General features: G+C 37.5%; 22 protein-coding genes. 10 read left to right on the forward strand and 12 right to left on the reverse strand.

Going from position 1 to position 22,199, the window contains the following annotated elements:
* The first annotated feature begins 118 nt into the window (after positions 1 to 118).
* The 7 genes from pgi to H9Q20_RS06675 all read left to right on the forward strand — a co-directional run bounded on the left by pgi (position 119) and on the right by H9Q20_RS06675 (position 6,995).
* The gene (pgi, locus tag H9Q20_RS06645; RefSeq protein WP_124640435.1) at positions 119 to 1,753 is read left to right on the forward strand and encodes a glucose-6-phosphate isomerase; all 1,635 of its coding nucleotides are present in this window, start codon (positions 119 to 121) and stop codon (positions 1,751 to 1,753) included.
* A 64-nt stretch (positions 1,754 to 1,817) separates the two neighbouring features.
* On the forward strand, positions 1,818 to 2,702 hold the full coding sequence (locus H9Q20_RS06650) for a bifunctional 5,10-methylenetetrahydrofolate dehydrogenase/5,10-methenyltetrahydrofolate cyclohydrolase (protein ID WP_124640434.1): 885 nt from the start codon (positions 1,818 to 1,820) through the stop codon (positions 2,700 to 2,702).
* Positions 2,703 to 2,707: 5 nt separating this feature from the next.
* Positions 2,708 to 3,337 carry a 7-carboxy-7-deazaguanine synthase QueE gene (locus H9Q20_RS06655; protein ID WP_124640432.1) on the forward strand — a complete coding sequence of 210 codons (630 nt, stop codon included), beginning with the start codon at positions 2,708 to 2,710 and terminating at the stop codon, positions 3,335 to 3,337.
* 37 nt (positions 3,338 to 3,374) lie between these two features.
* Positions 3,375 to 4,748, forward strand: coding sequence for an exopolysaccharide biosynthesis polyprenyl glycosylphosphotransferase (locus tag H9Q20_RS06660; protein WP_124640430.1), 1,374 nt, complete (start codon positions 3,375 to 3,377; stop codon positions 4,746 to 4,748).
* 25 nt (positions 4,749 to 4,773) lie between these two features.
* Complete coding sequence (locus H9Q20_RS06665; protein WP_124640428.1) at positions 4,774 to 5,526, forward strand: MlaE family ABC transporter permease; 753 nt, start codon at positions 4,774 to 4,776, stop codon at positions 5,524 to 5,526.
* Positions 5,526 to 6,326: an ABC transporter ATP-binding protein gene (locus H9Q20_RS06670; RefSeq protein ID WP_187477330.1), complete on the forward strand. Its 801-nt coding sequence runs from the start codon at positions 5,526 to 5,528 to the stop codon at positions 6,324 to 6,326. Before H9Q20_RS06665 ends, H9Q20_RS06670 begins: the two co-directional genes overlap by 1 nt.
* Before the next feature lie 48 nt (positions 6,327 to 6,374).
* Positions 6,375 to 6,995, forward strand: coding sequence for a hypothetical protein (locus H9Q20_RS06675; RefSeq protein WP_187477331.1), 621 nt, complete (start codon positions 6,375 to 6,377; stop codon positions 6,993 to 6,995).
* Between the two features lie 32 nt (positions 6,996 to 7,027).
* Here H9Q20_RS06675 and H9Q20_RS06680 read toward each other — a convergent pair whose 3' ends face one another.
* Positions 7,028 to 7,309 carry a hypothetical protein gene (locus H9Q20_RS06680; protein WP_124640422.1) on the reverse strand — a complete coding sequence of 94 codons (282 nt, stop codon included), beginning with the start codon at positions 7,307 to 7,309 and terminating at the stop codon, positions 7,028 to 7,030.
* 220 nt (positions 7,310 to 7,529) lie between these two features.
* Here H9Q20_RS06680 and H9Q20_RS06685 point away from each other — a divergent pair, with 220 nt between their 5' ends.
* A complete protein-coding gene (locus H9Q20_RS06685) occupies positions 7,530 to 7,838 on the forward strand; it encodes a hypothetical protein (protein WP_187477332.1) in 309 nt (102 codons plus the stop codon).
* Entirely contained in the window at positions 7,807 to 8,628 is an 822-nt protein-coding gene (locus H9Q20_RS06690) for a GLPGLI family protein (RefSeq protein WP_187477333.1), read from the forward strand. The genes H9Q20_RS06685 and H9Q20_RS06690 overlap by 32 nt, the downstream gene beginning before the upstream one ends.
* Before the next feature lie 67 nt (positions 8,629 to 8,695).
* Here the strand turns inward: H9Q20_RS06690 and H9Q20_RS06695 are convergent, their stop codons facing one another.
* The 10 genes from H9Q20_RS06695 to H9Q20_RS06740 all read right to left on the reverse strand — a co-directional run bounded on the left by H9Q20_RS06695 (position 8,696) and on the right by H9Q20_RS06740 (position 19,077).
* Positions 8,696 to 9,553, reverse strand: a complete 858-nt coding sequence (locus H9Q20_RS06695) for a neutral zinc metallopeptidase (protein WP_124640417.1) — start codon at positions 9,551 to 9,553, stop codon at positions 8,696 to 8,698.
* Positions 9,554 to 9,603: 50 nt separating this feature from the next.
* Entirely contained in the window at positions 9,604 to 11,694 is a 2,091-nt protein-coding gene (locus H9Q20_RS06700) for an LTA synthase family protein (protein ID WP_187477334.1), read from the reverse strand.
* Positions 11,695 to 11,836: 142 nt separating this feature from the next.
* Positions 11,837 to 12,319, reverse strand: coding sequence for a 6,7-dimethyl-8-ribityllumazine synthase (gene ribH, locus H9Q20_RS06705; protein ID WP_124640413.1), 483 nt, complete (start codon positions 12,317 to 12,319; stop codon positions 11,837 to 11,839).
* Positions 12,320 to 12,323: 4 nt separating this feature from the next.
* Positions 12,324 to 13,025 (reverse strand): tetratricopeptide repeat protein, encoded by a 702-nt coding sequence (locus H9Q20_RS06710; protein WP_124640411.1) that lies wholly within the window; start codon positions 13,023 to 13,025, stop codon positions 12,324 to 12,326.
* Positions 13,026 to 13,310: 285 nt separating this feature from the next.
* Complete coding sequence (locus H9Q20_RS06715; protein ID WP_124640409.1) at positions 13,311 to 13,616, reverse strand: helix-turn-helix transcriptional regulator; 306 nt, start codon at positions 13,614 to 13,616, stop codon at positions 13,311 to 13,313.
* Positions 13,616 to 13,963 (reverse strand): type II toxin-antitoxin system RelE/ParE family toxin, encoded by a 348-nt coding sequence (locus H9Q20_RS06720; protein WP_124640408.1) that lies wholly within the window; start codon positions 13,961 to 13,963, stop codon positions 13,616 to 13,618. Before H9Q20_RS06720 ends, H9Q20_RS06715 begins: the two co-directional genes overlap by 1 nt.
* 111 nt (positions 13,964 to 14,074) lie before the next feature.
* Complete coding sequence (locus tag H9Q20_RS06725) at positions 14,075 to 14,398, reverse strand: hypothetical protein (RefSeq protein ID WP_124640406.1); 324 nt, start codon at positions 14,396 to 14,398, stop codon at positions 14,075 to 14,077.
* A gap of 89 nt (positions 14,399 to 14,487) precedes the next feature.
* On the reverse strand, positions 14,488 to 17,559 hold the full coding sequence (gene secA, locus H9Q20_RS06730) for a preprotein translocase subunit SecA (protein WP_187477335.1): 3,072 nt from the start codon (positions 17,557 to 17,559) through the stop codon (positions 14,488 to 14,490).
* Between the two features lie 160 nt (positions 17,560 to 17,719).
* Complete coding sequence (locus tag H9Q20_RS06735) at positions 17,720 to 17,941, reverse strand: DUF2795 domain-containing protein (RefSeq protein WP_002662059.1); 222 nt, start codon at positions 17,939 to 17,941, stop codon at positions 17,720 to 17,722.
* A 107-nt stretch (positions 17,942 to 18,048) separates the two neighbouring features.
* Positions 18,049 to 19,077 (reverse strand): GDP-mannose 4,6-dehydratase, encoded by a 1,029-nt coding sequence (locus H9Q20_RS06740; protein WP_187477336.1) that lies wholly within the window; start codon positions 19,075 to 19,077, stop codon positions 18,049 to 18,051.
* Positions 19,078 to 19,271: 194 nt separating this feature from the next.
* Here H9Q20_RS06740 and H9Q20_RS06745 point away from each other — a divergent pair, with 194 nt between their 5' ends.
* On the forward strand, positions 19,272 to 20,063 hold the full coding sequence (locus tag H9Q20_RS06745; protein ID WP_124640401.1) for a DUF2797 domain-containing protein: 792 nt from the start codon (positions 19,272 to 19,274) through the stop codon (positions 20,061 to 20,063).
* Positions 20,064 to 20,147: 84 nt separating this feature from the next.
* On the opposite strand, the gene H9Q20_RS06750 is transcribed toward H9Q20_RS06745, so the two are convergent.
* Positions 20,148 to 22,190 carry a prolyl oligopeptidase family serine peptidase gene (locus H9Q20_RS06750; RefSeq protein WP_410369587.1) on the reverse strand — a complete coding sequence of 681 codons (2,043 nt, stop codon included), beginning with the start codon at positions 22,188 to 22,190 and terminating at the stop codon, positions 20,148 to 20,150.
* Between the last annotated feature and the right edge of the window lie 9 nt (positions 22,191 to 22,199).

Below are 22,199 nucleotides of genomic sequence, written 5' to 3' on the forward strand. Positions count from 1 at the left end.
ACAACCACTTCACAGCAGAAGTGGTTTTTTTATGATTGTTTTTTTTAAGTTTATAAGAGTATTCAAAATCGTTTTTATTAAATTTGCTTTTTTGAACATTTTAGCAATAAAATAATACATGTTTCCGAAAATTAATCCCATTCAAACCCAAAGTTGGGCATTGCTTAATGATATTTTTGCTCAAAAAGATTTTGATTTAAGAGCTCTTTTTAATGAAAATCCTAACCGTTTCAAAGATTTTTCTATTGAAAACGAAAATTTTCTTTTTGATTTTTCAAAGAGTTTGGTGGATGAAGAAACCCTCGAAACTCTATTTTGTTTGGCGGAAGAATGCAAGCTGGATCAGGCCATTAAGGCCATGTTCAGCGGCGAAAAAATCAACGAAACCGAAAACCGAGCCGTTCTGCACACGGCACTTAGAGATTTTGGCGATCAAGAAATATTGGTGGATGGAGAAAACATCAAGCCACAGATCGTTGCGGTAAGAAACCAAATGAAAAACTTCACGGAAAAAGTACTTTCTGGAGATCATCTTGGTTTCACCGGAAAAGCCATAACCGATGTCGTTAATATTGGCATTGGAGGCTCGGATCTTGGTCCGCAAATGGTAGTTGATGCTTTAAAATTTTATAAAACCAGACTGAATGTTCATTTTGTTTCCAATGTAGATGGAAATCATTTAGCAGAAGTGGTTAAAAATTTGGACCCCGAAACCACCTTATTTGTTATTGCATCCAAAACTTTTACCACACAAGAAACCATGACCAACGCACAGTCGGCAAAAGATTGGTTTTTGAAATCGGCAAAAGATTCCGATGTTGCACAACATTTTGTTGCACTATCAACCAATCATACTGCAGTAATGGATTTTGGTATTTCCCAAGAAAATATTTTTGAATTTTGGGACTGGGTTGGCGGAAGATTTTCTATGTGGTCAGCCATTGGGCTTAGTATTTCTTTGGCCGTTGGCTATGATCATTTCGAACAATTACTGAAAGGAGCACATCAGATGGATACGCATTTTAAAGAAACCGATTTTTCTAAAAACATACCTGTAATCATGGCACTTTTAGGGATATGGTACAGGAATTTCTTTGCAGCGACAACCTATTCTATTTCTCCATATTCTCAGTATTTGGACCGATTTCCGGCCTATTTGCAACAAACCGATATGGAAAGTAATGGCAAATCTGTTGACAGAAACGGCGATTTTGTCGAGTACGAAACCGGGCCTATCATTTGGGGAGCGGCAGGGACCAACGGACAACATGCCTTTTTTCAGCTCATCCATCAAGGGACAGAGCTGGTGCCTGTAGATTTTATTTCTTTTGTTAGATCTTGTAACCCGCTAACAGGACATCAAGAAAAATTATTAGCAAACTGTCTTGCACAATCCCAAGCCATGGCATTTGGGAAAACCAATCAGGAAGTTCTTTTGGATGAAGATCAGATTATGAATGCTAAAATAGAAAAGACTTCTGCTTTTAAAATTTTCCAAGGAAATACACCAACCATTAACCTGGTTTTTAAAGAACTGAATCCTTATAATTTGGGACAGCTCATCGCTCTTTATGAGCATAAAATTTTTGTACAAGGTGTTGTTTGGAATGTCTTTAGTTTCGACCAATTTGGAGTAGAATTGGGTAAAAAAATAGCATCGTCCATACTCACCGAATTGGAAAATCAAGAAGTTGTATCTTTGCAAGATTCTTCTACTGTTGGATTGATGAATTTTATTAAAAGAAATTCTTAATGCATCGCATCCGTTTAGGAATTAGAATATAAAATAAAAGTAATAATAAAGTAAAAAGAAAGACATGGCTCAAATTTTAGACGGATTAAAGGTTTCCAAAGAGGTGAAAATGGAAATCAAAGCAGAGGTTGATAAAATCTTGGCGGGTAAAAGAAGAGCACCGCATTTGGTGGCTATTTTGGTAGGTAACAACGGAGCCAGTAAGGCGTATGTAAATTCTAAAGTAAAAGACTGCCAGGAAGTAGGTTTCACTTCTTCTTTGGTAAAATTTCCGGCAACCGTTTCAGAAGCGGAACTTTTAGAAAAAATCGATGAATTGAATAAGTCCAAAAAAGTGGACGGATTCATTGTTCAATTGCCTTTGCCAAAACAAATCGATCAAGAGAAAATCATCATGGCGATTGATCCAAGAAAAGATGTGGACGGTTTTCACCCGGAAAATTTCGGGAAAATGGCGTTGGAAATGGATACTTTCCTTCCGGCAACACCATTTGGGATCCTAACTCTTTTGGAGCGATACAACATCGAAACCAAAGGTAAAGATTGTGTGATCATCGGTAGAAGCCGCATTGTCGGAAGACCAATGAGTATCTTGATGGGTAGAAAAGATTTTCCTGGAAACTCTACCGTTACCCTAACGCACTCGTACACCGAACAGATTGAAGAGTACACCAAAAAAGCAGACATCGTAATTACAGCTCTTGGAGATCCGCACTTCCTGAAAGGAGACATGATTAAGGAAGGTGCTGTTATTGTAGATGTAGGCATTACCCGTGTTGATGACGATACCGAAAAAGGATATCACCTGGCTGGAGATGTGGATTTTGATAGCTGTGCCGAAAAAGCAAGCTGGATAACACCAGTACCTGGAGGTGTAGGTCCTATGACCCGATCAATGTTGATGAAAAACACACTGATTGCCTATAAAACTTCAGTCTATAACGACTAAAAAGAATGACTCAAGAACAAGAAATATTATTAAAAGAAGGTAAAATGCTCCCCATCATGGAGCATTTTTATACTATTCAGGGCGAAGGTGCACATACTGGAAAAGCAGCCTATTTTATCCGTGTTGGCGGTTGCGATGTCGGTTGTCACTGGTGCGATGTTAAAGAAAGTTGGAACCCCGACCTACATCCTTTGATGGATGTAGAAACAATTGTACAGACAGCAGCATCGCATTGCAAAACCATTGTGCTTACAGGTGGAGAACCCTTGACTTATAACTTGGATTATATTACGGCTCGGTTAAAAGATTTGGGCTGCACCATTCACATAGAGACCTCTGGAGCTTATCCGCTTTCAGGACAATTGGACTGGATAACCCTTTCACCCAAAAAATCAAAACTCCCGCTGCAAGAAATTTATGAAAAAGCTCACGAGCTGAAAATGATTATCTTCAATCAGCACGATTTTATTTTTTCTGAAGAACAAGCCGCTAAAGTCAATAAGAACTGTAAGTTGTACTTGCAAAGTGAATGGAGCAAAAGGAATGAAAATTATCCAAAAATTACCGATTACATCCTAAAACACCCAGAATGGCAAGCTTCTGTACAAACACACAAATACCTGAATATCCCATAATTTTGGGCGTATAAATTGGGTAGGACAGATACAATTCATGCAAAGATTAAGGTATTCTAGATATATAAAAACAATAGTAATCCTGCTGGACATTTTAGTCTTGGCAGGTGTTTTTATGTATTTTTTCAGGCTAAAAAATCCTGTGATTACCGAGGATGCCCGAGAACAAAATATTTTTTCTTTGCTTCTCTTATCCTTGTTTTGGGTACTTCTCAGCAGTAGAACACGACTGTACAATGTATCCCGAAATATAACCTATACCCACTATCTTGAGCGGTACTTCACCCACATGGTTGTTTTTCTTTTTGGAATTATACTTTTGGGAAAAGTCAGTAACAACGAGTTTATAAAATCGGAGCGATTTCTGATGGTTTTTACTCTTTTTGTTGCCATGCTCATCATCAAGAGTTTTATTTTCTTTTTGTTAAAGTCTTTCCGTTTGCTGGGCGGAAACTTTAGAAATGTAATGTTTCTTGGCGAAATTACCGGAGCATCCATCATCTTAGAAGACATCATTTCCCAAAGAAAAGATTATGGATTTAGGATGTATAAATTCACAGAAACGGACAAGTCTATAGAAAAAATTAAAAAGTTTTGGAAAGATTATGCCATACATACTCTTTTTTTAAACTCAGAAAATACGGGTTTTGATAAAGATTTGGAAATGAAAATCTTTGAAGAAGCCGAGTTGGCCAAAGTAAGAATTATCCTTATACCCAGCATTGTCCAGGACAATTACTTCAGGTATGAACTGAATTATATTGAAGCCCAACCCATATTGGTGCCGGTAAAATTTCCGCTGGATTCTTATATCAATTATTATTTTAAAAGAGCATTCGATATTGTTTTTTCGGTACTGGTGCTCGTATTCTTTTGTTCGTGGTTGTTTCCAATTATTGCGTTGTTGATCAAGTTGAGCGGTAAAGGTCCTGTGTTTTTTAAACAAAAAAGATACGGTTACCACGATGAGGTGTTTCACTGCATCAAATTCAGAACCATGGTGGTCAACGAAGAGTCATCCACTAAAACTACCTTGAAGAACGATGCCCGAATTACTAAGATTGGGAAATTCCTAAGAAAAACCAGTATGGATGAATTGCCACAATTCATCAATGTTTTGAAAGGGGACATGTCCGTTGTTGGACCGAGGCCTCACATGCTTTTGGTGGATGATTATTACAAACCCATCATCGGAAGATATACCGTGAGAAGCCTTGTAAAACCCGGAATAACAGGGTTGGCACAGGTCAGTGGTTATCGAGGGGATCAAGAAGAGAATATGGAAATTGAGATGCAAAAAAGAATCTTGGCCGATGCCTATTATGTCAAAAATTGGTCCATGATTTTGGATGGAATTTTAATTTTAAAAACAATTTTCCTTATGGTTTTTGGAGACAAAAACGCAAAATAAATTTATATTAATTAACAAAAATATCATGCTAAAAACACTCTTTACGAGAATTGGCGAATACTTTATGCTTTTGGGTAAGATCATGAAAAAACCCCAAAAATCATCGGTATTTTTCAAAGTTCTTATGCGAGAAATTTACGATTTAGGAGTTAACTCTTTTGGACTGGTTGTATTTACTTCCATTTTCATTGGTGCTGTAGTTGCCATACAGATGTACAATAACTTCCAATCGGCAACCATACCCATTCCTATCGTTTTTGTAGGATTTGCTACCAAAGCGGTTTTGGTATTGGAATTTTCGCCAACCATCATTTCATTAATTTTAGCAGGAAAGGTGGGTTCTTACATCGCTTCAAGCATCGGGACGATGAGGGTTACCGAACAAATTGATGCCTTGGATATTATGGGCGTCAATTCTCCGAATTTTCTAATTTTACCAAAAATTATTGCCAGTCTCATTTTTAATCCTTTACTGATAGCCATCAGTATTGTGTTTGGGATTTGGGGAGGTTATATTGCCGGTAACCTTACAGGAAATTGGACTTCTAACGATTACATTACGGGGATACAACGCTACATGCCCAACTTGTTCTTTTACTATGCCTTTATCAAGACTTTTGTGTTTGCCTTTCTTATTGCAACCATTCCGGCTTACTTTGGATATTTTGTAAAAGGAGGATCTTTAGAAGTGGGTAGGGCCAGTACTCAAGCCGTAGTTTGGACGATGATTGCGATTATTATTTCCGAATTGATATTAACCCAAATGATTTTGAGCTGATGATTGAAGTTAAAGATTTAAGAAAAAGTTTTGACACCACAGAGGTGCTAAAAGGTATTTCTACCACATTGGAGAAAGGAAAAGTTAACTTGATTATTGGGCAGAGTGGTTCCGGGAAAACGGTATTTCTGAAAAGTTTGCTCAATGTGTACCAACCCAGCAGTGGCGAGATTCTTTTTGATGGAAGAGACATCAACCAAATGTCTCGTGATGATAAACAACAACTTCGTTCCGAAATTGGAACCGTTTTCCAGGGTTCAGCACTCTTCGATTCCATGACGGTGCAGGAGAATATTATGTTTCCCTTGGACATGTTTACCAACCTGACTTATACCGAAAAGAAAAAGAGGGTGAAAGAAGTTATTGGTAGAGTTAGATTGGAAAATGCAGAGAAAAAATTTCCCTCAGAAATTTCCGGAGGTATGCAAAAAAGGGTGGCCATTGGAAGGGCGATTGTCAACAATCCAAAATACCTTTTCTGTGACGAACCCAATTCAGGTTTGGATCCCTATACTTCGAACATCATTGATGATTTGTTGTTGGAAATTACCAAAGAATACAACACCACCACCATCATCAACACCCACGATATGAATTCGGTGATGACCATTGGTGAAAAGATCATCTACTTGCGATTAGGAATCAAAGAATGGGAAGGGAATAAGGACATTTTGATAGATGCCAAAAACCAATATCTTATCGATTTTGTGTATTCGTCTGAGCTCTTTAAAGAACTTCGTAAATTCATGTTGGAAAACAACCAATCGTCCATACACAACACCATCTCAAAAGACGAATAATTACTTTTTTGCGTTATAAAGAAACTAACGAAAATTTACCATTTAAAAATGAAAAAATTAATTCTGCTATTAACAATAGCCACAGCCGGGATCTGTAGTGCACAAGCCAAGTTTTCTATTAAGGCAAATCTAGCCGTTCCAACAGCCTCTTCTACTTGGAAGGATGTATCATCATCTTTGGGTACAACTTATGATGAAAGTGGCAAAAATAGCGTTGGATACAATGTGGGCCTGTCCTCCAAGATTTCCCTACCCGGGACTTCATTTTTCGTCATGCCCGAAATTTATTATACCGAATTCAAAAATAACTTTACCGAGTCCAAAACCAATACGACTTTATCTGCAAACAATAAAAGAGTAGATGTACCGGTTTTGGTGGGTATGGATTTGGTTGGAGAATATTTTGGGGTGTATGCAGGGCCTGTAGCTTTGTTTAAACTGAAGAACAACAAGTGGTACAACGATTTTGAAGAGTTTAACACAAAGAAATTTGCATTGGGATATCAGTTAGGAGCCCAATTAACCATTAAAAATCTGATTGTGAGTGGAAGGTACGAAGGTACTTTCAACCGAGAAGAAAGAAACTTCATCAATCAACAAACAGGACAAGATATTGTGTATGACAACTCTCCAAGTCTCCTGTTTTTAGGATTGGGTTATCAGTTTTAGAGTCTGTTTAAATTTTAAAAGGCTCTTAGAACTTAGTTTTTTTGTTGATGAGAAAATTCAGCCGCTTGTTTTTCCAAGGCGGCTTTTTCTTTTTTCAAAGCCTCCATTTCTTTTTTCTTTTGCTCGTTTTTTATGGCAGTACCTTTACTGATGTAGCCTACCATTCCACCGATGATGAGTCCGATACCAATGCCGGCCATAATCCCCATAATATGAGGTAAAGAAAGCTTTTCAACAGAAAAATCGGCAGTAAGATAAAACAGAAAAGAAGAGAGTCCCAAAAGGATTATTCCGATGATGCTAAGGCTTTTCATAGTGTGTATTTTTCACAAAAATAGAAAATAGATTTGACTGATATAAAATTATAAAAGAGATTTTCTGTTGTTGTAAATTATGATATTATTTGCAATGATTATAAATTGTTGATGTTGTTGTGTTTTTTTAGATAATAATTTGCATAGTTTTAGTTTTAGCTTTAGTTTCGTAGTGTTATTAACAAATTTATGAATTACACTATGAAAAAGGTTATTAGTAATGGCAACGATTTGTGTTGCGGGATTGATGAGTGCCAACAACGGAAAAATGGAACATCAGAAAATGGTTGTGAGAGAAAATGTGAAAAGTAAATTAGCGAATACTGTTGAACAGGTTTGCTATCAGACGAATACCCATACAACATGTGGTCCAATCATTGAGAATAGCGGATATAGGTATACTTCAGGTGATGCAAAATCGATACAAGCGGCACATGAATGTGCTAAGAAAGAAGCGCTGCTAGCTGAAATAGAAGCATGTGGTAAATCATATAATAATGGATTGGGGAAAGACAATAAAATTCAGTAAATTTCAAACAGTCTTATTTATTTTTCTTATGTCAACAAATTATTTGTTGTGTCAGGAAGGTATATATTCAGCGAATTTATTGTGTAAATATAGGATTTCATCAATTGATGACACTTTAGATGTAAGCACAAGATATGTTGAATTAGCAACTCTCCAGATAGGAGATAAAGGTTCATTATTTAGAAGTCATCAAAAGTTTGTGGTTGATTCTATCTATAATCAAGCGTTTAACAAAGCATTTGATAATGCATCTTCAACAGGAGGTTTTACTTTTGTTAGTCCTTCGGTTTCTTCAGCGGTATTTGAGCCAGAGGTTTTTGTAAACAACGGAAATGTGTATATTTATGACAATATTTATACCGATTCATATCGGTATAAACCAGTAAATAAATGTTCGTGGAAACTCATTAATGAAACAAAAATGATAAGTGGACATCTGTGTAAGAAAGCAGAAGGAAGTTATGGAAATAGGATGGTTATAGCTTGGTATTCCAATGAGATCCCAATTCCAGAAGGACCTTACAATTTTAAAGGTCTGCCAGGTTTGATTCTACAAATTGATGATGTTCAAATGAATAATCAATTTTTATTAATTTCTTTAGAAAAGAGAAAAACCGAATTTAAAATAATTGAGAACGCCATAGAAACTACATATTCTAGATTTCTAGACAAAAGAAAAGAATTTCTAAAATCTCCTGTTTCTTATGTAAAATTACGACGAAAAGTAGCAAAAGAAGATGAAGAAATGATTAATAAAAACCTAAGCAGAAGGAATAATTTTCTTGATTAAGAAACGAAAGAAGCTGTCCGATGAGGTCAGCTTCTTTTTAGTTTCTGTGAAAAAAATGTGCAAAGGTTTATTTTAATAATTGGTTAAAGGTATCGCCTTGGCGGATATCTCCTGTTTGGTAGCCCTTCATAAACCATTCCATTCTTTGTTTGGAAGATCCGTGAGTAAAGGCTTCTTGGTTTACATATCCCGACGACCTTTTTTGTATGTTATCGTCACCAACGGCTGCTGCTGCTTCCATCGCACTTTGTATGTCGCCAGGCTCTAGGAAATGTTCTCTATCGTCGGTTTTTTTTGCCCAAACGCCAGCATAAAAATCAGCTTGCAACTCGGTAGCCACGGATACTCTATTGATATCGGCTTCGGAATAACGACCACTTTGTCTTAGGGCATCTACTTTTTGTGTCGTCCCCAAAAGGGTTTGTACATGATGGCCCATTTCGTGAGCCATAACATAAGCCACGGTAAACTCCGTAACACGAGCACCAAATTTTTGTTGTAACTCACTAAAGAAACTCATGTCCATATACACCGTTTGATCGGCTGGACAATAAAAAGGTCCCATGGCCGATTGAGCGGTACCGCAACCGGATTGTGTTGTGTTTTCGAACAAGACCACTCTTGGTTTTTTATACTGCATCCCGTTTTCTTGAAAGATTTGCGTCCAAGTTTGTTCGTTTTCTGCGGTAATCATGCTTACCATTTTCCCAATTTGTTGTTCTTGGGCGCTCAGTTGTCGCTGTTCTGTAGGTGCAGTTTGAGATTGCAAGCTTCCCGAATTTAATATGGCAGAAGGATCTCCACCAAGGAAAAATACGATAGCCGCAATTATTAAAGTTCCCAGACCACCTCCAATCAGCGCTCCGCCTCCGCCTTTGCCTCTTCGGTCATCGACCATGTCACTAGAATCGTTTGTCCATTTCATATTTGCATTGTTTTTCGTTCAAATTTATAAAAAAGAAGACATCTGTACTCTTATTTACTTTGATTTAACATTTTTTGCTTCACCCAATAGCTGACACTTTGGTAGGTGGCAATGGTTTCGTTTACCAAGAAATCATTGTTTTTATTCACCAAATTTTCGTGATACATCAATTTAAAAGCAGGAGGCAATGTACTTTCTTGTAAAGTTAGAGCGTACTGTTTAATTTTTTTTGTGGGTGAAATAATTGTTAGATAATGGTCTTTTATCAGTCCCAAATCTTGGTAAGTAGCAATATAAGCTCTTGGCGAATAATGGGGTTGAAGGACATCTTGTCCCAAAAATTTTGAAGGATATGAAAAATTAAGCATTCCCATCAGTGTGGGCATCACATCGATTTGTGATGTCATGGTGGTAAACTGTTGAGGCTCTATAAAACCTTCAGAAAAAATCATTCCTGGGATTCTGTATTTGTCCAAAGGAAGTTCGGTTTTACCAGCACTAGAAGCGCAATGATCGGATACGATGACGAAAACGGTATTCTTGTACCAACTTTGTTTTTTTGCCAAGTTAAAGAATTGTTTCAGCGCATAGTCGGTATATTTTACTCCACCTTCTCTGGATTTTGCATTTCCGGGAATGTCTATTTTTCCTTCTGGATATGTAAAAGGACGGTGATTGGAAACCGTCATCCAATGGTTGAAGAAGGGCTTTCCGGTTTTGGCTTCTTCGTTCATCACTGTAATGGCTTTTTTTGCCATATCTTCATCACAGACACCCCAGACATTGGCAAAAGAAATTTCTTCTGGTTTGAAGCTGTCTCTGTCCACAATGTCGTACCCATTTCCGGAGAAGAAATCCTGCATGTTATCAAAATAACTGTATCCTCCATAAAGGTATTTTACTTGATAGCCTTTCGCTTTGAAAACAGAACCTGTTGAGAATTTATTTTTATTGTCTTTCCTTTTCACAATACTTTCCCCAGCAGTGGGCGGAATGCATAGGGTTAGAGCTTCTAAACCACGAACGGTACGGTTGCCGGTAGCATATAAATTGGTGAAAACAAAGGATTTTGTCGCCAAACTATCCAAGAAAGGGGTAATGTTCTGCTCGTTGCCATACGATTTCATGAAATCCGCAGACAGACTTTCTACAGAGATCAAGACCACATTCTTCTTTTCTTCTGGTTTTGTTGAAACCACTTGTCTGAAGAGGGACGGTGGGTTGAATTGTTTTAAAAATATTTTTTCAGCTTCATTTTGTGGAAGTGTAGGGTAAAAGGCAAAAAAATCCAATTCTTTATGTACAAAAGCATCGTAAAATTTGGGCAAACCGTTCGCTTGGATTTCAGCTGAAAATGTGTTGGATCCTTTTAGGCTAAACAAAGAATTGATGGCAAAAACCGAACAAATCCCCATGATGAGAAAGGTGCCTAACAAAATTATTTTTTGTTTGAAATTCGGTAAGGATAAAAGTGAAGATTTGGATCTTTTAAAAATAAGAAGAGTGAAGGTCAGCGTTATAATAAAAATGGCGGCAAACAACGGGATCACCGGATAACTTTCCATAATATTTCCGATCACTTCGTTGGTATAGATAAGATAATCTACCGCAATAAAATTATAGCGAAGTCCAAATTCATTCCAGAAAAAATACTCACTCACCGCATTGAAAACCATAACCAATACATACAAAAATAATGTAATGAAATACAAAACATTTCTGATTTTCAACCTTTGATTGGGTAAAAAAAGCATCAAACCAAAAAACAAGGTCTTCAAACCGATAAATGCCATGGCGATTTCCGGAAAACTACCGCCGTATTGTTTGAATATATTGTTTGGGACAAAGACGGTATATACCAATGCCAAAAGAAACAACCCGAATAGGATATAACCCCAAGGTTTTTCGTATTTGCCATTCGATAAAAAAAGAAAGTACAGTGCCAATACAGTACTCGCCAATACGAACACAAAACCATCATTCAACAACCCAATAAAAAGCAGTTTTATGATCTCTAAAAAGCCAAATGAAGCCGTGGTTATGGGATGGAAAACGAAAACTAACCTTAATAAAAGGGAAATTATCAAATATAAAATTCCAAGGAACAGAAAGGGTTTTATTTTGTCAAAATAGGTATTCATATACTTTAGTATTGGGTTTGAAATTCTCGTCAAATGCCTGACCGGAGAACTGTTGTTATTTATAAAAAGCCACAAAAATTAAATTCAAATTTTTGTGGCTTAAAGTTAATCAAGTTTTTTGTGTACAAAATAAACTTGTTGGTTATATCTTTTTCTTGAAATCAATCATTTGAAGAGCTGTAACGGCGGCTTCAACTCCTTTGTTTCCGAGATTTCCACCGCTTCTTGCCAAGGATTGTTCTTTGGTGTCATCGGTCAAAACGCAAAAAATGGTTGGCACATCGGTAAGAATGTTACAATCTTTGATGCCTTGAGCCACAGCAGAACAAACGAAATCAAAATGAGGAGTTTCTCCTCGAATCACACATCCTACGGAAATTACTGCATCGTATTTTTTGGTTTTACACAATTGCATTGCAGCGTAAGAAAGTTCGAAAGCTCCGGGAACTTGAAAAACAGAAATGTTCTCAGCTTTTACACCTTCGTGCTGAAGGATGTCCAAACAAGCATCTCTTAAATTGTGCGTCACAAAAGAATTCCACTCGGAAAACACAATGCCGATGTTGAGTTCATCGGCATTGCATATCTGAAGTGGCTGGTAATCTGATAGATTGACTGTAGCCATAATTTTAAAAATATTTTGTCATTTCAATATAAGCATCGCTCATACCGTTATCTTGATCTTTATATTTCTCGTCAATGGTCGAGAAGTATTTTTTAGCTTCTGTTTTTTTGTTCATTCCTAAAGCCAAAACACCTGCTTTTTTAGTGAAAAAATACGAAGTGTACGGGTCATCAGAAGTCGAAATTGCTTTGTCCAAAAGGCTCAACGCCTCGTTGTTTTTGTTAAGTCCAGATTGGCAATCGGCCATTGCGCCAAATTTCATCGCTTCGAAAACTTTATTGTCGGACGAAAATTTATCCAACAAATCGTATGCTTTTTGGAAATTTCCTTTTTTGAACTCGATAAGTCCGGCATTGTATGCAGAAAATTTGCCCACTGTGGTATCGGAATAGGCATCGTAAGTACCAACAAATCCTGGATTTGCTTTTGATTTTCCGCCCAATGCTTCGGCTTCTTTTCCTTCTGCCAATTGTTTTTGTGCTTGTACAAATCCTTTTATGGCCTCGTCATTTTTAGGCTGAACGATGTATTGTTGATATCCAAAATATCCTAAAACACCTGCGATAAGCAAAGCGAAAACTCCACCAACGGGTTTGGCATATTTCTCCAATAATTTCTCCGTGTTCAGTGCTTCTCTATCGAGATCCTGAAAAAACTCAACGGTTTCTTTTCCTTCCAGCTCGTGCTTACTTGTATGTTTTGCCATATTTTTTTAAAAATTGAAATGCAAATTTAATTGTTTCTGAACAATTTACAAAATTCTTTTGTGAATACTAAAAGATTTTCATGTCATTTTGAATATAATTTTAACAAAATCAAAAAAACCGAATGTGTAAATCATTCAGTTTTCGTTTTTAGCAGCTTTTCGAGGGAGCGGTCTTTTAGTACAACTTTCCTTGCGAGGACTGTGTTTTAAATATACTAAAATATTTCAAACGGAGAACTTTCCCAACTCTCTTGCAAAACTGTCCGTTAGCTGTAGGCGTTATTTTTATCCAAAAAGTAAGTTTACTCGTTTTCCTAGTCCAAATTCGAAAATTCTATAAAGAGTTGAAAGTTGAATATCACATTTTCCATTTTCAAGTCGAGAAATATAACTCTTCTTTGTCCCTACTTTTTCAGCAAGTTGTTCTTGTGTCATATTTGCTTCTTTACGGGCTTCTTTCAACATTTCACTAATTACAAAATATTGTGCTTTTTCTTCAAATTTATCTCTATTTTCAGAGCCGATTTTGCCATATTTAATGTCTAATAACTCATCAAAGTTTTTAGCATTTTTGATATTTTCTTTATTCATTACTTTGTTTTTTTTGAGTTAAAATATTCATCTTTTAATTTCAAAGCCAAGTCGATTTCTTTTTTTGGTGTTTTTTGAGACTTCTTTTGGAATCCATTAAATAGAACGACCAAATTACCTTTGTCAAAGCAGCAAAAAATCCTGTAAATGTTACTTTCAAATTCTATTCTAATTTCATAAAGTCCATCAGTTCCAGTCATATGGTCTAGAAACTTTTTTGGAACATTCTGAACGGTTCTTAAAATCTTAAAAACATACTCAATTTTTTCCTGCACTTTTTCATTTTGTTCGACATAAAAGTCAATGAAATAGTGTTTGTGAAAAATAATTTGTCTTTGAGAATTCATTTCACAAAGTTAACTTAAAAGTTTACAATTTACAAATTTTGTGTTGTTGATTTTTTGACGAGAGCGCGAGAACATTTACAGCGAGCTCTATATTTTATTCAGAAGATCAAATTACAATTTGTTGATAACCAAAATTCGGTTCACTTTTTTTGGGGAGTATCCCAGGGTTTTTATTTGGGATTCATCTTTTATACTGATAATATTCATCTTAGAATTCCCATCCAAACCTTTTCTAAACTGATCTTGACTGTAGTGCTTACCGTTGATGATAAATACGGTTTGCTTTTCATTCTTTTTATTTTCCTTAATTAATTCTTTATATTTTGCATACAAAGCATCGTCTCCGGGAAAAGGGTTCCCGCCTAAAGTTTTTTTGGTTTGACAAGACATCAAAAATAAAGAGGCCAGCGCTGTTGTTAAAAAATATTTTTTCATGTTGTTTTTTTATTTAATTATAATCATACAACGAAAAAAGCGGGCTAATTATTATCAATTAGCTCGCTTTTTTTAATATTTATAAATTTCTATGCTGGGATTTCTCCTTTGTATAAGAAAGAAATGGTTTCTTTATTGATCTTATCGACCATTTCGCTGAACAAATAGAACGATTCTTGTTTGTAGATCACCAACGGATCTTTTTGTTCGTAAACGGCACCTTGAGAAGATCTTCTTAGGTCGTCCATCTCTCTTAGGTGTTGTTTCCAGTTGTCATCGATTAAAGACAGAGTAATGTTCTTTTCGAAATCGTTGATTAGATTCTCACATTTTGTTTCATACGCCTCTTTTAAATCGGTTACTATGGTGATGGAGCGGTGTCCATCTGTAAACGGAACTTGGATCATCTTGAACATGTTACCTTGGTTGAGATAGACATTCTCGATAATTGGGAAAGCTTTTTCTTTCAACAAGCGAAGTTTGTTTTGATAATCTTCATCGGCAGCGTTGAAAACCGTTTGTGTAAGTTCCTCAACCGTTTTGTTTTTAAAATCGGATTCCGAAACAGGAGCACCCATGGTAAAATTCTTGATAATTTCGTATTCGAAATCTTTGTAATCTCCCTCCAATTTTGTTTTGTTAACGATGGAATGCGAAACATCGAAAATCATGTTTTTGATGTCGTATTTTAGGTGGTCTCCAAACAAAGCATTCTTTCTTTTTTTATAGATTACATCTCTTTGTTTGTTCATTACATCGTCGTACTCCAACAATCTTTTACGGATACCGTAGTTGTTTTCTTCTACTTTTTTCTGAGCTCTTTCGATGGATTTGGAAATCATGGAGTGCTGAATAACTTCTCCTTCTTTATGTCCCATTTTATCCATCATTTTGGCGATTCTTTCAGATCCGAACAATCGCATCAAATTATCTTCCAAAGAAACATAGAACTGAGAGCTTCCAGGGTCTCCCTGACGACCGGCACGACCTCTTAACTGTCTGTCGACCCTTCTGGAGTCGTGTCTTTCTGTACCGATAATCGCCAAACCTCCAGCTTCTTTTACTTCTTTGCTCAGTTTGATGTCGGTACCACGACCTGCCATGTTGGTAGCAATGGTTACCACGCCACCTCTACCTGCTTCGGCAACAATCTCGGCTTCTTTTTTATGCAACTTCGCATTTAGAACTTGGTGCTGAATTTTTCTTAATTGCAACGCTTTGGAAAGCAACTGAGAAATCTCAACCGAAGTGGTTCCCACCAAAACGGGTCTTCCTTGTGCGGTAAGTCTTTCGATTTCCTCGATTACAGCGTTGTATTTTTCTCTATTGGTTTTGAATACCAAGTCGTGTCTGTCGTGTCTTAGGATGGTTCTGTTGGTTGGGATCACCACAACATCCAATTTGTAGATTTGCCAAAACTCTCCAGCTTCGGTCTCTGCAGTACCGGTCATCCCCGCCAATTTGTTGTACATACGGAAATAGTTCTGCAAAGTAATGGTAGCGAAAGTTTGTGTTGCCGCTTCAATTTTCACACTTTCTTTGGCTTCAATCGCTTGGTGCAACCCGTCGGAATAACGACGACCTTCCATGATACGGCCGGTTTGTTCGTCAACGATTTTTACTTCACCATCCATCACCACATATTGATCGTCTTTTTCGAAAAGCGTGTAGGCTTTCAGTAGCTGATTCATGGTGTGTACCCTCTCGGATTTGTTGGCAAAATCGGCAAACAATCTTTCTTTTTCTTCGAATTCTTCTTCTTTAGTCAAATTCTTAGCTTCTAACTCGGCGATTTCTGTTCCGATGTCTTGCAATACGAAGAAGTCTTTGTCTTCGTAACCTTGGGACATGTACTCCACACCTTTGTCGGTTAGGTCAATTTGATTGTTTTTTTCGTCGATAACGAAATAAAGATCCTTATCTACAATCGGCATATCGCGATTGTTGTCCTGCATGTACTGCGCTTCAACTTTTTGCAATAGGGCTCTATTTCCAGTTTCGGAAAGGAATTTTATAATATTTTTACTCTTCGGAAGACCTCTGTAAGCTTGTAGTAATTTGAAACCTCCGTCTTTGGTATTTCCTTGGGCAATTAATTTTTTAGCTTCCGCAAAAATGTGAGTTACGGTTTGTTTTTGAACTCCAACAATACGGTCAACTGAAGGTTTCAGTACATCGAATTCTTGGCGGTCACCTTGTGGAACCGGTCCGGAGATGATCAATGGAGTTCTGGCATCATCGACCAAAACAGAATCTACCTCGTCGACAATGGCAAAATTTAATTCTTTTTGAACCAACTCGTCTGGATTGGTAACCATGTTGTCTCTAAGATAATCAAAACCAAATTCGTTGTTGGTTCCGTAGGTAATATCGGAGTTATAGGCTTTTCTTCTGGCGTCAGAGTTGGGTTGATGATGGTCGATACAGTCAATACTCAATCCGTGGAATTGGTACAAAGGTCCCATCCAAGCGGAGTCTCTTTTTGCCAAATAGTCGTTTACGGTTACGACATGCACCCCTCTTCCTGGAAGAGCATTCAGGTAGATGGGTAGTGTCCCTACAAGGGTTTTACCTTCACCGGTTGCCATTTCGGCAATCTTACCCGAGTGCAAAACAACACCACCAATAAACTGAACATCGTAGTGCACCATATCCCAAACTACATCGGTGCCGTGAGCGTTCCATGAGTTTTTCCAAACGGCTACATCGCCTTGGATTTCTACAAAATCTTTGGTTTGGGCCAAGTCTCTATCGTAATCTGTCGCTGTAACACGGATTTCTCCATTTTGAGCCCATCTTCTTGCGGTCTCTTTCAGCAAAGCAAAGGCCTCAGGAAGAATTTGGTTCAAAACCACTTCTTCTAGTTGATATGCTTCTTTCTTTAGAACTTCAATATTTCCAAACAACGCTTCTTTCTCATCCACATTGTTGGACGATTTGATTTGTTCTTGAATTTTTTCGATTTTCTCGTTTACTTGAGCAGAGGCTGCTTTTATTTGAGATTTGAAAGCTTCGGTTTTTTCTCTCAATCCGTTGTCGGATAGCTGTTGAATACCCGCTTCAACCGATTTAATTTTAGCGACTACTTTCTTTACTTCTTTCAGGTCGTTGGCATTTTTATCGCCTAGAAAACCTTTCAGAACTTTGTTTAAAAAACTCATAGTATAATTGGGAATAGCAGCAGAGAAACCGATGCTAAACTTTGGTTTTAGATTTAATAATTCAATGATTGGTCTTTCGATTGAGTAACCGAATGATAATAAGACTGTTGACTAAAAATTAAAAAAAGGCAAATGACAATAAGCCAAGTGCCAATCGTTTTTAGTACTCATCCTCGTTCCAAAGGAAGTCTTCGTCTGTAGGATAATCGCTCCACACCTCTTCGATGCTTTCATAGATTTCTCCCTCATCTTCAATGGCTTGTAGGTTTTCTACCACTTCCATTGGTGCCCCTGTACGGATGGCATAATCAATTAGTTCTGCCTTGGTCATTGGCCAAGGAGCGTCGCTCAGGTATGATGCTAATTCTAATGTCCAATACATAAAAATTATTTTTTTTGCAAAAGTATAAAAATAGGTTAATAATCAAAGTTTTTTCGTACTGATTTTTAGCGGTTTGCTAAGATAAAATCAAAATAATTAAAAAAACATTAGCGTTGTTTTCTCAAAAACCATTCCACAAATTTTTTTATGCCATTTTGGAATGTTGTATCTGGTGCATAACCGATCATGGTTTTTGCCTTGTCGATGTCGGCATTGGTTCTCTGCACATCACCAGGTTGCATGGGCAACGGGTTGATGTCGGCTTTTTTGCCCAACTCGGTTTCAATGGTAGAAAGCATTCTGTCTAAGCTAACCACTTCACTTTCACCAAGATTGATGATTTCATAAACTTTCGTGTTGCTTTCTAAATATGAAATGGACTTTAATACCCCGTCGATTATGTCATTGACAAAGGTGTAGTCTCTGGCGGTTTTGCCATCGCCGTAGAATGGGATTTTATCTCCTTCGATGATGGATTGCGTGAATTTTCTAATGGCCAAATCCGGTCGTTGTCTTGGTCCGTACACGGTGAAAAATCTCAGGAAAATTAGATCTAAATGATAAAGATGATGGTAAACATGACCCATAATTTCTCCGCATTTTTTGGTCGCAGCATAGGGCGAAATCGGTCGGTCAACAGGATCGTTTTCAGAAAAAGGCACCTTGTCGTTGTTTCCGTAAACGCTTGAGCTGGAGGCGCAAACAAATTTTTTAACATCAAATTCTTTACACAGTTCCCAAAGATTCATGCTTCCTCTTAGGTTGACTTCTTCATAATCCAAAGGCCTTTCTATCGATGGCCGAACTCCGGCCAATGCCGCCAAATGAATCACCATGTCTATCGAATGATTTTTAAAAATGTTTCTTAGACCATTTAGATCTCTAATGTCTTGATAATAAAGAGTGTAGTTGTCCGATTTTACAATTTTCTCCAATTTCTGAAGGTCTTTTTCTCTTTCTTCAAACTGAAAATCAATGTCTTGACCGATACTTTCTAAAGTATTCAGAATTTTATTTTGATACTTATAAAATGTGTCAAAATTATCTATATTGATGACAGAATGTCCATTTTCCAGAAGATGTTCTACCAAATGAGAGCCTATAAAACCACTCCCTCCAGTTACAAGATATGTCATTTGATGCTTTTTCGCAAATATATTGACTTTTTTAGAAAAGATTAATATTGAATTGAAAATCACGGTTTCATGTTGATTATCAATATAAAAGCCTTAAATTTACTTTGTAAAAATAGCAGAGCTCTGAAAATAGTATTCGTTGAAACAATGATTCTTGCGGTGTTTTATTATTTTTACCCAAGAATTTACACACCATGATATTTCAAGGCACTCTAAAAAAAATGATTTCCGAAATGGGAAATCCCATTCAATATTTTTTGAATTTGAACAACGACTTAATCAGCATGAACCAATTGATTGGGAAGGATATTCGCTTTCAGCATACCGGCTATCACTGTGTGTCATGCGGTAGCGAACAACCCATTTTCCGAATGGGATTCTGTAAAAAATGTTTTTTTGAAAGTCCGTATGCCAGCGAAACCATCATCAGACCCGAATTGTCCAAAGCTCATTTGGGTATTGAAGAGCGAAATCTGGAAGTGGAAAAAGAAATACAACTTCAGCCTCACATTGTATATTTGGCCTACACAGGCGATGTAAAAGTAGGCGTTACCCGAGAAAATCAAATCCCAACGAGATGGATCGATCAAGGTGCGACCTTTGCCATCCCCATTGCGAGAACCGAAAACCGGTACGAAGCCGGCGTTATTGAAGTGGAGCTTAAAAAACACTTGGCTGACAAAACCAATTACAAAAAAATGCTGTCTGCAGCGTTGGAAAGCGATGTGGATCTGGCGGATTTTCGCGATAAAGTGAAAGCCTATTTTTCGGATGAAAGTCAGAAATTCTATACCGATGAGCAAGAAATTACACGATTGGATTATCCCTACGAGGCACCAGAAAAAATTGTAGCATTCACTTTGGATAAAAGCCCCGAATTTTCAGGTGTTCTGAGAGGTATTAAAGGTCAATATCTTTGTTTTGACGAAGGTAAAGTCATCAACATCCGAAATCACGAAGGTTATGTCGTAACTATGGAAGTTTAGTTTAATTTTCTTTCAAAAAATATAAAAATCCGCATCCTGAAAAGAAGCGGATTTTATGATTCAGACATTCTTTAAGAACTCTGTTTATTTTTTGTTTAAAGATTTAATTCCCATTTCGAAAAGAGCAAAACTCAACAAATCGGTATTTTCACCAATGACTTGGGCGGTACTTCTTCCGGCACCGTGACCGGCATTGGTTTCAATTCGTATCAGGATCGGTTGTGTACAGCTTTGTTTTGCCTGAAGTTCGGCACCGAATTTAAAAGAATGCGCCGGAACCACTCTGTCGTCGTGATCGCTGGTGATGATCATGGTAGAAGGGTAACAAACAGTGTTCTTCACATTGTGCACCGGTGAGTAGGATTTTAGATATTCAAACATTTCTTTGGAGTCTTCGGCCGTTCCGTAATCGTAAGCCCAGCCCGCACCTGCAGTAAATTTATTGTATCTAAGCATATCCAATACCCCAACACCTGGGAAAGCGACTTTTGCCAAGTCCGGTTTCATGGTCATGGTTGCTCCTACCAAAAGTCCGCCGTTGGATCTGCCAGAAAGTGCCATGTAGTCTTTGGAAGTGTAGCCTTTGCTTTGCAAATATTCACCTGCAGCAATAAAATCGTTGAAAACATTTTTCTTTTGCATTTTGGTTCCTGCGTTGTGCCATTTGTTTCCGTACTCGCCACCACCTCTAAGATTTGGTACGGCATAGATCCCGCCGTTGTCCATCCAAACGGCATTCACCACAGAAAACGATGGGGTAAGGCTAATTTTGAAACCTCCGTAACCGTAAAGTATCGTTGGATTTTTCCCATCCATTTTTAGTCCTTTTTTATAGGAGATCATCATGGGAACTTTTGTTCCGTCTTTTGAGGTGTAGAAAACCTGTTCCGAAACATAATCTTCTGGGTTAAAATTCACTTTTGGTTTTTGATAAATCTCAGAAGTTCCTTTCTCTACATTGTATTTGTAAGTCGTAGGTGGAGTGATGTAATTGGTGAAAGAATAGTAGAGATCTTTTTCGCTGTCTTTCCCTCCAAAGCCGCTGGCAGTGCCGTTTCCGGGCAATTTGACCTCACAGACTAATTTTCCGGAATAATCCAATTGCTTCACCCAAGTTAGGGCGTCTTTCATGTATTTGGCAAAAAGATAACCACCACCGGTAGAAAGGCTCAGTACCTCGTCGGTCTCTGGAATTACCGTTTCCCATTGTTCGGGCTTGTTGATGTTGAATTTCACCAATTTGTTATTCGGTGCATTCTTATCGGTACTCAGATAGACGGTTTCTCCTTTGGTGTCCAAAACATGAGAGTTGTTATCAAACCCTTTTTGTATCGCTACCCAATCGGTTTTTTTCTTTTTAAGATCTTTGATGTACAATTCGTTTCCGTTGGTGGTGTTGGAGGCGGATAAAATCAAAAATCGCTGATCATCGGAAACGCTAACGCTCATGTATCTTCTTTTGAAATCTTCGCCGCCGATGATCAATTTATCTTCTTTCTGCTTGGTTCCTAATTTATGAAAATATACTTTTTGGGTATCGGTAATCCCGGAAAGCATGCTCCCTTCCTTTGGTTGATCGTAGGTTGAATAGTAAAAACCTTCGTCCCCGAGCCAAGAAGCACCAGAAAATTTCATCACGATGGGTTCGTCCAATATTTTCTTGGATACAACATCCATGATAATGATCTTTTGCCAATCCGAGCCGCCCTCAGAAATGGAATATCCCACCAATGTGCCTTTTTTGTTGAATGAAATTCCGGACATGGAAGTGGTTCCTTTCTCTGAAAATTTATTGGGATCCAGGAAAACCTCTGTTTTTCCGTTCTTATCCGTTCTATACAATACAGATTGAGCCTGAAGGCCATCATTCTTGTAGAAATAGGTGTAATCTCCTTTTTTAAATGGCGCCGAAATTTTTTCATAATTCCAAATGTCATTCAATTGCTTTCTGATCTGTTCCCTGAACGGGATTTGTGAAAGATAATCTTGGGTAAATTTATTCTCTTCCTTGACCCAAGCGCCGGTTTCGACAGATCGATCGTCTTCTAACCATCGATACGGGTCTTGCACCACAGAACCAAAATAGGTGTCTTGATGTTCTATTTTATGGGTGGTAGGGTATTTCATTTGTTGCGC

The sequence above is a fragment of the Amniculibacterium sp. G2-70 genome (assembly GCF_014353055.1).
Taxonomy (GTDB): domain Bacteria; phylum Bacteroidota; class Bacteroidia; order Flavobacteriales; family Weeksellaceae; genus Amniculibacterium; species Amniculibacterium aquaticum.

What these genes read in the sequence shown, in the direction of transcription:
- H9Q20_RS06660 (WP_124640430.1), top strand. Translation starts at nt 3,375, where the DNA reads ATGCAAAGATTAAGGTATTCTAGATATATAAAAACAATAGTAATCCTG.
- H9Q20_RS06700 (WP_187477334.1), bottom strand. Translation starts at nt 11,694, where the DNA reads ATGAATACCTATTTTGACAAAATAAAACCCTTTCTGTTCCTTGGAATT.
- H9Q20_RS06750 (WP_410369587.1), bottom strand. Translation starts at nt 22,190, where the DNA reads ATGAAATACCCTACCACCCATAAAATAGAACATCAAGACACCTATTTT.
- H9Q20_RS06710 (WP_124640411.1), bottom strand. Translation starts at nt 13,025, where the DNA reads ATGGCAAAACATACAAGTAAGCACGAGCTGGAAGGAAAAGAAACCGTT.
- H9Q20_RS06685 (WP_187477332.1), top strand. Translation starts at nt 7,530, where the DNA reads ATGGCAACGATTTGTGTTGCGGGATTGATGAGTGCCAACAACGGAAAA.
- H9Q20_RS06655 (WP_124640432.1), top strand. Translation starts at nt 2,708, where the DNA reads ATGACTCAAGAACAAGAAATATTATTAAAAGAAGGTAAAATGCTCCCC.
- H9Q20_RS06725 (WP_124640406.1), bottom strand. Translation starts at nt 14,398, where the DNA reads ATGAAAAAATATTTTTTAACAACAGCGCTGGCCTCTTTATTTTTGATG.
- pgi (WP_124640435.1), top strand. Translation starts at nt 119, where the DNA reads ATGTTTCCGAAAATTAATCCCATTCAAACCCAAAGTTGGGCATTGCTT.
- H9Q20_RS06715 (WP_124640409.1), bottom strand. Translation starts at nt 13,616, where the DNA reads ATGAATAAAGAAAATATCAAAAATGCTAAAAACTTTGATGAGTTATTA.
- H9Q20_RS06650 (WP_124640434.1), top strand. Translation starts at nt 1,818, where the DNA reads ATGGCTCAAATTTTAGACGGATTAAAGGTTTCCAAAGAGGTGAAAATG.
- H9Q20_RS06740 (WP_187477336.1), bottom strand. Translation starts at nt 19,077, where the DNA reads ATGACATATCTTGTAACTGGAGGGAGTGGTTTTATAGGCTCTCATTTG.
- H9Q20_RS06675 (WP_187477331.1), top strand. Translation starts at nt 6,375, where the DNA reads ATGAAAAAATTAATTCTGCTATTAACAATAGCCACAGCCGGGATCTGT.
- H9Q20_RS06680 (WP_124640422.1), bottom strand. Translation starts at nt 7,309, where the DNA reads ATGAAAAGCCTTAGCATCATCGGAATAATCCTTTTGGGACTCTCTTCT.
- H9Q20_RS06735 (WP_002662059.1), bottom strand. Translation starts at nt 17,941, where the DNA reads ATGTATTGGACATTAGAATTAGCATCATACCTGAGCGACGCTCCTTGG.
- H9Q20_RS06720 (WP_124640408.1), bottom strand. Translation starts at nt 13,963, where the DNA reads ATGAATTCTCAAAGACAAATTATTTTTCACAAACACTATTTCATTGAC.
- H9Q20_RS06695 (WP_124640417.1), bottom strand. Translation starts at nt 9,553, where the DNA reads ATGAAATGGACAAACGATTCTAGTGACATGGTCGATGACCGAAGAGGC.
- secA (WP_187477335.1), bottom strand. Translation starts at nt 17,559, where the DNA reads ATGAGTTTTTTAAACAAAGTTCTGAAAGGTTTTCTAGGCGATAAAAAT.
- H9Q20_RS06665 (WP_124640428.1), top strand. Translation starts at nt 4,774, where the DNA reads ATGCTAAAAACACTCTTTACGAGAATTGGCGAATACTTTATGCTTTTG.
- H9Q20_RS06670 (WP_187477330.1), top strand. Translation starts at nt 5,526, where the DNA reads ATGATTGAAGTTAAAGATTTAAGAAAAAGTTTTGACACCACAGAGGTG.
- H9Q20_RS06745 (WP_124640401.1), top strand. Translation starts at nt 19,272, where the DNA reads ATGATATTTCAAGGCACTCTAAAAAAAATGATTTCCGAAATGGGAAAT.
- ribH (WP_124640413.1), bottom strand. Translation starts at nt 12,319, where the DNA reads ATGGCTACAGTCAATCTATCAGATTACCAGCCACTTCAGATATGCAAT.
- H9Q20_RS06690 (WP_187477333.1), top strand. Translation starts at nt 7,807, where the DNA reads ATGGATTGGGGAAAGACAATAAAATTCAGTAAATTTCAAACAGTCTTA.